A 10476-nucleotide genomic window follows, 5' to 3' on the forward strand; every position below is an offset into this window, starting at 1 on the left:
CTGGACCGGCTCCGGTTCGGCTCCCGCCCGCGCCGCGTCTCCTATCCCCACCGCGCCTCCGTCGTAAACGGTGCGATTTGCTCTGTGGGGAGACGGTCCCGTACTCTCTGGGGGAAGCCAAAGACCGCTGGTCGTTGCCGTGCGCTCGCGTGAGGGTGCGGTGGCCGAAGGATCCGCTGAAAAGTGGACGACCCGCGCAGGTGACAGTGGAAGTACTCCCGGAGTGCCCGCCCAGTGCGTGCGAACCGGTCGAGTCCGCCCCGTGCGCCTGCGCCGGGGCGTTTCGTTTTCCCCAGTCCTCCTTCGGGTCCGCGCGGTCCGAATCACCCGGAAGGAGGCCGAGGCTCTATGGCGAGGCCCGACAAGGCTGCCGCGGTTGCGGAGCTGACGGACAAGTTCCGCAGCTCCAACGCCGCCGTGCTGACCGAGTACCGCGGTCTCACCGTGGCGCAGCTCAAGACGCTGCGCCGGTCGCTCGGTGAGAACGCCCAGTACGCCGTGGTGAAGAACACGCTGACCAAGATTGCGGCCAAGGAGGCCGGGATCACGCTGGAGGACCAGCTCTTCGCTGGCCCGACGGCCGTCGCCTTCGTCACCGGTGACCCGGTGGAGTCGGCGAAGGGTCTGCGTGACTTCGCCAAGGAGAACCCGAATCTCGTCATCAAGGGCGGTGTCCTTGACGGCAAGGCGCTGTCCGCCGACGAGATCAAGAAGCTTGCGGACCTCGAGTCCCGCGAGGTTCTGCTCGCCAAGCTGGCGGGCGCCATGAAGGGCAAGCAGTCCCAGGCTGCCGCGCTCTTCCAGGCGCTCCCGTCGAAGCTCGTCCGCACCGTGGACGCGCTGCGCGCCAAGCAGGCCGAGCAGGGCGGTGCCGAGTAATTCGGCTCGCATCATGACCGCCGCCGTCAGGCAGCGGTCGTAGCGGGCCGAACGTACGCCCGCCATTCATGTACATCCGGCACCAGCCGATTTAGTGGAAGGAAAGCCATCATGGCTCTCACCCAGGACGAACTGCTCGCCGAGTTCGAGGGCATGACCCTGATCCAGCTCGCCGAGTTCGTGAAGGCGTTCGAGGAGAAGTTCGACGTCACCGCCGCCGCCCCCGTCGCGGTCGCCGCCGCCGGCGCCCCGGGTGCCCCGGCCGCCGAGGCCGAGGAGGAGAAGGACGAGTTCGACGTCATCCTCACCGGTGCCGGCGACAAGAAGATCCAGGTCATCAAGGTCGTGCGTGAGCTGACCTCCCTGGGTCTGAAGGAGGCCAAGGACCTCGTGGACGGCACCCCGAAGCCGGTCCTCGAGAAGGTCAACAAGGAGGCCGCTGACAAGGCCGCCGAGGCCCTCAAGGGCGCCGGTGCCTCCGTCGAGGTCAAGTAAGACCTTCGCGAGCGCCACAGCGGCCCGCTAGGGCTGTAACGCGAACGCACCGAAGGGCGATCATCCATCTGGGTGGTCGCCCTTCGGCGTTCCCCGGAGCCTGGCGAGGGCTGCCTTGCACCTGTGTTCGTGCGGGGTAAGGTGATCTTCGTCGTGTCTCCGGACGCCCGGGTTCCGGCAAGGAACCCTTGACGAACCGCACGCAGCGCGCAATTCTCAGGACGCGTCGTCACAAGGATCCGAATCCGAGGCATGGATCGACGACGAAGAGGGCAGTATCAACGTGCGTTGAGGGCAGGATGCCGAGGGCGTTGAGAGAGGCGTTGAGCACAACGAGGGTCTTCGAAAACCCGCGCTGGACATCAGTGTGCCAAGTGGCTACACTGACCCTTTGCGCTGCCTGTTAGCTGTCCCCTGCCCGTCACCAGGGGTCTGCCCTCACTTGAGCACAGTCGACCGATACCCCCCGACCTGGGGTTTCCGTCCCTGTGTACAGGAGAGGGACCGGTACGCGCGTAGTGAGTCCGAGCCCTCGGAAGGACCCCCTCTTGGCCGCCTCGCGCACTGCCTCGACCGCGAATACGAACAACGGCGCCAGCACCGCCCCGCTGCGCATCTCCTTTGCAAAGATCAAGGAGCCCCTCGAGGTTCCGAACCTGCTCGCGCTGCAGACCGAGAGCTTTGACTGGCTGCTCGGCAACACCGCCTGGCAGACTCGGGTCGAGGAGGCTCTGGAGAACGGTCAGGACGTCCCCACCAAGTCCGGTCTGGAGGAGATCTTCGAGGAGATCTCCCCGATCGAGGACTTCTCCGGGTCGATGTCGCTGACGTTCCGGGACCACCGCTTCGAGCCGCCGAAGAACTCGATCGACGAGTGCAAGGAGCGCGACTTCACGTACGCCGCCCCGCTCTTCGTCACCGCCGAGTTCACCAACAACGAGACCGGTGAGATCAAGTCCCAGACCGTCTTCATGGGCGACTTCCCGCTCATGACGAACAAGGGCACTTTCGTCATCAACGGCACCGAGCGTGTCGTGGTGTCTCAGCTGGTCCGTTCCCCCGGTGTCTACTTCGACTCCAGCATCGACAAGACGTCCGACAAGGACATCTTCTCCGCCAAGATCATCCCGTCCCGGGGTGCCTGGCTGGAGATGGAGATCGACAAGCGCGACATGGTCGGTGTCCGCATCGACCGCAAGCGCAAGCAGTCGGTCACCGTGCTGCTGAAGGCGCTCGGCTGGACCACCGAGCAGATCCTTGAGGAGTTCGGCGACTACGAGTCGATGCGCGCCACCCTGGAGAAGGACCACACCCAGGGCCAGGACGACGCGCTGCTCGACATCTACCGCAAGCTGCGCCCGGGCGAGCCCCCCACGCGCGAGGCCGCGCAGACGCTGCTGGAGAACCTCTACTTCAACCCCAAGCGCTACGACCTCGCCAAGGTCGGCCGCTACAAGGTCAACAAGAAGCTGGGTACGGACACCCCGCTGGACGCGGGCATCCTGACCGTCGAGGACATCATCTCGACGATCAAGTACCTGGTGAAGCTGCACGCCGGCGAGACCGAGACCACCGGTGACAACGGCGAGACGGTCGTCGTCGAGACCGACGACATCGACCACTTCGGCAACCGCCGCCTGCGCAGCGTCGGCGAGCTGATCCAGAACCAGGTCCGCACGGGTCTCGCCCGTATGGAGCGCGTCGTGCGCGAGCGCATGACGACCCAGGACGTCGAGGCGATCACGCCGCAGACCCTGATCAACATCCGGCCGGTCGTCGCCTCCATCAAGGAGTTCTTCGGCACCAGCCAGCTGTCGCAGTTCATGGACCAGAACAACCCGCTGTCCGGGCTGACGCACAAGCGCCGTCTGTCGGCGCTCGGCCCCGGCGGTCTGTCCCGTGAGCGGGCCGGCTTCGAGGTCCGTGACGTGCACCCCTCGCACTACGGCCGCATGTGCCCGATCGAGACGCCCGAAGGCCCGAACATCGGTCTGATCGGCTCGCTCGCCTCCTACGGCCGGGTCAACGCGTTCGGTTTCGTCGAGACCCCGTACCGCAAGGTCATCGACGGCCAGGTCACCGACGAGGTCGACTACCTGACCGCCGACGAGGAGGACCGCTTCGTCATCGCGCAGGCCAACGCGCCGCTGACCAGCGACCTCCGCTTCGAGGAGAGCCGCGTCCTGGTCCGCCGCCGTGGCGGCGAGGTCGACTACGTCGGCCCCGAGGACGTGGACTACATGGACGTCTCGCCGCGCCAGATGGTGTCGGTCGCGACCGCCATGATCCCGTTCCTCGAGCACGACGACGCCAACCGTGCCCTCATGGGCGCGAACATGATGCGCCAGGCCGTTCCGCTGATTAAGTCGGAGGCCCCGCTCGTCGGCACCGGCATGGAGTACCGCTCCGCCGTCGACGCCGGCGACGTCGTCAAGGCCGAGAAGGCCGGTGTGGTCCAGGAGGTCTCCGCGGACTACATCACCACCGCCAACGACGACGGCACGTACATCACGTACCGCCTGGCCAAGTTCGCCCGCTCCAACCAGGGCACCTCGGTCAACCAGAAGGTCATCGTCAACGAGGGCGACCGCGTCATCGAGGGCCAGGTCCTCGCCGACGGCCCGGCCACCCAGAACGGCGAGATGGCCCTCGGCAAGAACCTGCTCGTGGCGTTCATGCCGTGGGAGGGTCACAACTACGAGGACGCGATCATCCTGTCGCAGCGCCTCGTGCAGGACGACGTCCTCTCCTCGATCCACATCGAGGAGCACGAGGTCGACGCCCGTGACACCAAGCTCGGCCCCGAGGAGATCACCCGGGACATCCCGAACGTCTCCGAGGAGGTCCTCGCCGACCTCGACGAGCGCGGCATCATCCGCATCGGTGCCGAGGTCATCGCCGGTGACATCCTCGTCGGCAAGGTCACCCCGAAGGGTGAGACCGAGCTGACCCCCGAGGAGCGCCTGCTGCGCGCGATCTTCGGTGAGAAGGCCCGTGAGGTCCGTGACACCTCGCTGAAGGTGCCGCACGGCGAGACCGGCAAGGTCATCGGCGTGCGCGTCTTCGACCGCGAGGAGGGCGACGAGCTGCCGCCGGGCGTGAACCAGCTGGTCCGCGTCTACGTCGCGCAGAAGCGCAAGATCACCGACGGTGACAAGCTCGCCGGCCGTCACGGCAACAAGGGTGTCATCTCCAAGATCCTGCCGATCGAGGACATGCCGTTCCTGGAGGACGGCACCCCGGTCGACATCATCCTCAACCCGCTGGGTGTGCCGTCCCGAATGAACCCGGGACAGGTCCTGGAGATCCACCTCGGCTGGCTCGCCAGCCGCGGCTGGGACGTCTCCGGCCTCGCCGACGAGTGGGCGCAGCGCCTGCAGGCCATCGGTGCCGACAAGGTCGCCCCGCGCACCAACGTCGCCACCCCGGTCTTCGACGGTGCCCGCGAGGACGAGCTGGCGGGTCTGCTGCAGCACACCATCCCGAACCGCGACGGCGAGCGCATGGTGCTCCCGTCCGGCAAGGCGCGGCTGTTCGACGGCCGTAGCGGTGAGCCGTTCCCGGACCCGATCTCGGTCGGCTACATGTACATCCTGAAGCTGCACCACCTGGTCGACGACAAGCTGCACGCCCGTTCGACCGGCCCGTACTCGATGATCACCCAGCAGCCGCTGGGTGGTAAGGCCCAGTTCGGTGGCCAGCGGTTCGGTGAGATGGAGGTGTGGGCACTCGAGGCCTACGGCGCCGCTTACGCGCTCCAGGAGCTGCTGACCATCAAGTCCGACGACGTCACCGGCCGCGTGAAGGTCTACGAGGCCATCGTCAAGGGCGAGAACATCCCCGAGCCCGGCATCCCCGAGTCCTTCAAGGTGCTCATCAAGGAGATGCAGTCGCTCTGCCTGAACGTGGAGGTGCTGTCCAGCGACGGTATGTCCATCGAGATGCGCGACACCGACGAGGACGTCTTCCGCGCTGCGGAGGAGCTCGGTATCGACCTGTCCCGGCGCGAGCCGAGCAGCGTCGAAGAGGTCTGACGGGAGTCCGGCGGGGCCCCTGACCCACCAGGGGCCCCGCCGACCCCCAGGCCCCCGTACAGACCACAGACTTACGACCCTGAGAGGGATTGACGCATAGTGCTCGACGTCAACTTCTTCGACGAGCTCCGGATCGGCCTGGCCACCGCTGACGACATCCGTCAGTGGAGCCACGGCGAGGTCAAGAAGCCCGAGACCATCAACTACCGCACCCTCAAGCCCGAGAAGGACGGACTCTTCTGCGAGAAGATCTTCGGTCCGACCCGGGACTGGGAGTGCTACTGCGGCAAGTACAAGCGCGTCCGCTTCAAGGGCATCATCTGCGAGCGCTGTGGCGTCGAGGTCACGCGCGCCAAGGTGCGCCGTGAGCGGATGGGCCACATCGAACTGGCCGCCCCCGTCACCCACATCTGGTACTTCAAGGGTGTCCCCTCGCGCCTCGGCTACCTGCTGGACCTGGCGCCGAAGGACCTCGAGAAGGTCATCTACTTCGCGGCGTACATGATCACGTACGTCGACGAGGAGCGCCGTCAGCGCGACCTGCCCTCCCTGGAGGCGCACGTCTCGGTCGAGCGTCAGCAGATCGAGAACCGCCGCGACGCCGACCTCGAGGCCCGCGCCAAGAAGCTCGAGTCGGACCTGGCCGAGCTGGAGGCCGAGGGCGCCAAGGCCGACGTGCGCCGCAAGGTGCGCGAGGGTGCCGAGCGCGAGATGAAGCAGCTGCGCGACCGCGCGCAGCGCGAGATCGACCGCCTCGACGAGGTGTGGAACCGGTTCAAGAACCTCAAGGTCCAGGACCTCGAGGGCGACGAGCTGCTCTACCGCGAGCTGCGCGACCGCTTCGGCACCTACTTCGACGGCTCGATGGGCGCCGCCGCGCTGCAGAAGCGCCTGGAGTCCTTCGACCTCGAGGAGGAGGCCGAGAAGCTCCGCGAGATCATCCGCACCGGCAAGGGCCAGAAGAAGACCCGCGCCCTGAAGCGGCTGAAGGTCGTCTCCGCGTTCCTGCAGACCTCCAACAGCCCCAAGGGCATGGTCCTGGACTGCGTCCCGGTCATCCCGCCGGACCTGCGTCCGATGGTGCAGCTGGACGGTGGCCGCTTCGCGACCTCCGACCTGAACGACCTGTACCGCCGTGTGATCAACCGCAACAACCGCCTGAAGCGGCTTCTCGACCTCGGCGCGCCCGAGATCATCGTGAACAACGAGAAGCGCATGCTCCAGGAGGCCGTCGACGCGCTCTTCGACAACGGCCGTCGTGGCCGCCCGGTCACGGGCCCCGGCAACCGTCCGCTGAAGTCGCTGTCGGACATGCTGAAGGGTAAGCAGGGTCGCTTCCGTCAGAACCTGCTCGGCAAGCGTGTCGACTACTCGGCGCGTTCCGTCATCGTCGTCGGCCCGCAGCTGAAGCTGCACCAGTGCGGTCTGCCCAAGGCGATGGCGCTGGAGCTGTTCAAGCCGTTCGTGATGAAGCGCCTGGTCGACCTGAACCACGCGCAGAACATCAAGAGCGCCAAGCGCATGGTGGAGCGCGGCCGCACGGTCGTGTACGACGTCCTCGAAGAGGTCATCGCCGAGCACCCGGTGCTGCTGAACCGTGCTCCCACCCTGCACCGCCTCGGCATCCAGGCCTTCGAGCCGCAGCTGGTCGAGGGCAAGGCCATCCAGATCCACCCGCTCGTGTGCACCGCGTTCAACGCGGACTTCGACGGTGACCAGATGGCCGTGCACCTGCCGCTGTCCGCGGAGGCGCAGGCCGAGGCCCGCATCCTGATGCTGTCCTCGAACAACATCCTCAAGCCGGCCGACGGCCGTCCGGTGACGATGCCGACCCAGGACATGGTCCTCGGTCTGTTCTTCCTCACCACCGACGGCGAGCTGCGTGACACCAAGGGCGAGGGCCGCGCGTTCGGCTCCACGGCCGAGGCGATCATGGCGTTCGACGCCGGTGAGCTGGCGCTGCAGTCGCAGGTCGACATCCGCTTCCCGGTGGGCACCATCCCGCCGCGGGGCTGGACGCCGCCGGCCCGCGAGGAGGGCGAGCCCGAGTGGCAGCAGGGTGACTCTTTCCGCCTGCGCACCACCCTGGGCCGCGCGCTCTTCAACGAGCTGCTGCCCGAGGACTACCCGTTCGTCGACTACTCGGTGGGCAAGAAGCAGCTCTCCGAGATCGTCAACGACCTGGCCGAGCGCTACCCCAAGGTCATCGTGGCGGCGACGCTCGACAACCTGAAGGCGGCCGGCTTCTACTGGGCGACCCGTTCCGGTGTCACCGTGGCCATCTCCGACGTCGTCGTTCCCGAGGCGAAGAAGGAGATCGTCCGCGGCTACGAGGCGCAGGACGAGAAGGTCCAGAAGCAGTACGAGCGCGGTCTGATCACCAAGGAAGAGCGCACGCAGGAGCTCATCGCGATCTGGACCAAGGCGACCAACGAGGTCGCCGAGGCGATGAACGAGAACTTCCCCAAGACGAACCCCATCTTCATGATGGTTGACTCGGGTGCCCGAGGAAACATGATGCAGATGCGGCAGATCGCCGGTATGCGTGGTCTGGTGTCGAACGCGAAGAACGAGACCATCCCGCGTCCGATCAAGGCGTCGTTCCGTGAGGGTCTGTCCGTGCTGGAGTACTTCATCTCCACGCACGGTGCCCGTAAGGGTCTGGCGGACACCGCTCTGCGTACCGCCGACTCGGGTTACCTCACCCGTCGTCTGGTCGACGTCTCGCAGGACGTCATCATCCGCGAGGAGGACTGCGGCACCGAGCGCGGTCTGCGGCTGCGGATCGCCGAGCGCGGCGCCGACGGCGTGCTGCGCAAGGCGGAGAACGTCGAGACGTCCGTGTACGCGCGCTGCCTCGCCGAGGACATCGTGGTCGACGGCCAGGTGCTGGCCCCGGCCGGCACCGACCTGGGTGACGTCCTCATCGAGGAACTGGTCTCCCGTGGCGTCGAGGAGGTCAAGACCCGCTCGGTCCTGACCTGCGAGTCCGCCGTCGGTACCTGCGCGATGTGCTACGGCCGTTCGCTCGCCACCGGCAAGCTGGTCGACATCGGTGAGGCGGTCGGCATCATCGCCGCCCAGTCCATCGGTGAGCCCGGTACCCAGCTGACGATGCGTACCTTCCACACCGGTGGTGTGGCCGGTGACGACATCACCCAGGGTCTGCCGCGTGTCGTCGAGCTCTTCGAGGCCCGTACCCCGAAGGGTGTCGCCCCGATCTCCGAGGCGTCCGGTCGCGTCCGCATCGAGGAGACCGAGAAGACCAAGAAGATCGTCGTCACCCCGGACGACGGCAGCGACGAGACGGCGTACCCGATCTCGAAGCGTGCCAAGGTCCTGGTCCGCGAGGGCGACCACGTCGAGGTGGGCCAGCAGCTCACCGTGGGTGCCACCAACCCGCACGACGTGCTGCGCATCCTGGGTCAGCGTGCCGTCCAGGTCCACCTGGTCGGCGAGGTCCAGAAGGTGTACAACTCGCAGGGCGTGTCGATCCACGACAAGCACATCGAGATCATCATCCGGCAGATGCTGCGCCGCGTGACGATCATCGAGTCCGGCGACGCCGAGCTGCTGCCCGGCGAGCTGGTCGAGCGCTCCCGCTTCGAGCAGGAGAACCGTCGTGTGGTCCAGGAGGGCGGTCACCCGGCCTCCGGTCGTCCGCAGCTGATGGGTATCACCAAGGCCTCGCTGGCGACGGAATCCTGGCTGTCGGCCGCCTCCTTCCAGGAGACGACCCGAGTCCTGACGGACGCGGCGATCAACGCCAAGTCCGACAGCCTCATCGGCCTCAAGGAGAACGTCATCATCGGTAAGCTCATCCCGGCCGGTACGGGTCTGTCCCGCTACCGCAACATCCGGGTCGAGCCGACCGAGGAGGCCAAGGCCGCGATGTACTCGGCCGTCGGCTACGACGACATCGACTACTCGCCGTTCGGCACCGGCTCCGGCCAGGCCGTCCCGCTGGAGGACTACGACTACGGTCCGTACAACCAGTAAGCGAGCAGCATGAAGGGCGGCCACTCCGTTACGGGGTGGCCGCCCTTCGGCGTGTCCGGGTTCAGTGCCTCTGCGGGGCGAGGTACGGCTGGAGGTGGTGCAGCCGGGTGTGGTGGTCCGGGTGCGAGGCGAGCAGCTTGGCCAGCCGGCCCTGGGTGACCGGGACACCGCCGTTGCGGGCGGCGAGCGCGGCTTGGACCTGCTGCTCCTGGTAGTGCGTCTTCTCCAGCACCGCCGCCAGCATGGGTGCGAAGCCGAGGGCCGCCGCGTGCTGGTCGGCGCGGAGCTCGGCCTGCCGGCCGACGGCGGCGAGCGCGTAGGGCATGGTGAGGACCAGGAGCGGCAGCCCGTACAGGAAGGTGATCGTGGCGAAGGCGACGATGCCGACGATGAAGATGAAGATCAGGGCGCCCAGGCAGGAGAAGGCGCGCAAGATCTTGAACATCACGCCGGTCACGCCCCGCAGCACCCGCCAGACGATCCGGCCCGGCAGCGCGTACCAGTAGCCGAGCAGTCCGGCCCAGGCGTGGCCGCCGACGTGGTGGCCGAGTTCGTGCGCCATGACGGCGGCGAGTTCGCCGTTGGGCAACGCGTTCATGGCGAACCGGGTGACCCCGACGATGTGCCCGGCCGCGGCGACCGCGTTCAGATGGTCGCTGTCCTCCACCCAGAGCTCATACGTACGGCCGTCCACCCCGGCCCGTGCCGTGACCTCCCGCCAGACGGGTTCGAGTTTGGCTTGTTCTTGCGGAGTGGGGTTGCGCAGTCTTAGCACGTAGCGCGCGAGGGCGCGTTCGGTGGGGCGGTGGAAGACGAGTGCGCCGGTGGCGAGCCAGGCCGGCACCAGGAGGAAACCGAGGTCGCCGAAGAACAGCGAGACCAGGCCGACGACGATGAGGCTGCTCAGGAAGTTCGGCAGGTAGAGCAGCAGCCTGCCGACGGCCGTGACGTCGGTGCGCCGCTGCTGGGCGGCGATGTGGATGCGGCCGTGGTCGGTGCTGATGTGGTGCGGATGCCGTGGATCGTGCGCGTCCATGCCGGCCGGTCCTCCGCCCGGCGCCAGGGGCGG

5 protein-coding genes are annotated in these 10476 nt (G+C 67.1%); 4 read left to right on the top strand and 1 reads right to left on the bottom strand.

The annotated features are described in order from the left end of the window. Positions 1-348 precede the first annotated feature (348 nt). From rplJ to H5J33_RS12645, 4 genes are all read left to right on the top strand, one after another. Positions 349-879, top strand: a complete 531-nt coding sequence (gene rplJ / locus H5J33_RS12630) for a 50S ribosomal protein L10 (protein ID WP_181794998.1) — start codon at positions 349-351, stop codon at positions 877-879. A 111-nt stretch (positions 880-990) separates the two neighbouring features. Further along, positions 991-1374 (top strand): 50S ribosomal protein L7/L12, encoded by a 384-nt coding sequence (gene rplL, locus H5J33_RS12635; RefSeq protein ID WP_220212277.1) that lies wholly within the window; start codon positions 991-993, stop codon positions 1372-1374. Positions 1375-1922: 548 nt separating this feature from the next. Then, positions 1923-5408, top strand: a complete 3486-nt coding sequence (rpoB, locus tag H5J33_RS12640; RefSeq protein WP_181794999.1) for a DNA-directed RNA polymerase subunit beta — start codon at positions 1923-1925, stop codon at positions 5406-5408. A gap of 99 nt (positions 5409-5507) precedes the next feature. Continuing rightward, complete coding sequence (locus tag H5J33_RS12645) at positions 5508-9407, top strand: DNA-directed RNA polymerase subunit beta' (RefSeq protein WP_181795000.1); 3900 nt, start codon at positions 5508-5510, stop codon at positions 9405-9407. A 61-nt stretch (positions 9408-9468) separates the two neighbouring features. Here H5J33_RS12645 and H5J33_RS12650 read toward each other — a convergent pair. Next, on the bottom strand, positions 9469-10476 hold a 1008-nt coding region (locus H5J33_RS12650; RefSeq protein WP_399552816.1), incomplete at its 5' end, for a M48 family metalloprotease.

The sequence above is a fragment of the Streptomyces sp. WELS2 genome, assembly GCF_013870595.1.
Lineage (GTDB): Bacteria > Actinomycetota > Actinomycetes > Streptomycetales > Streptomycetaceae > Streptomyces.

What these genes read in the sequence shown, in the direction of transcription:
- rplL (WP_220212277.1), top strand. Translation starts at nt 991, where the DNA reads ATGGCTCTCACCCAGGACGAACTGCTCGCCGAGTTCGAGGGCATGACC.
- rplJ (WP_181794998.1), top strand. Translation starts at nt 349, where the DNA reads ATGGCGAGGCCCGACAAGGCTGCCGCGGTTGCGGAGCTGACGGACAAG.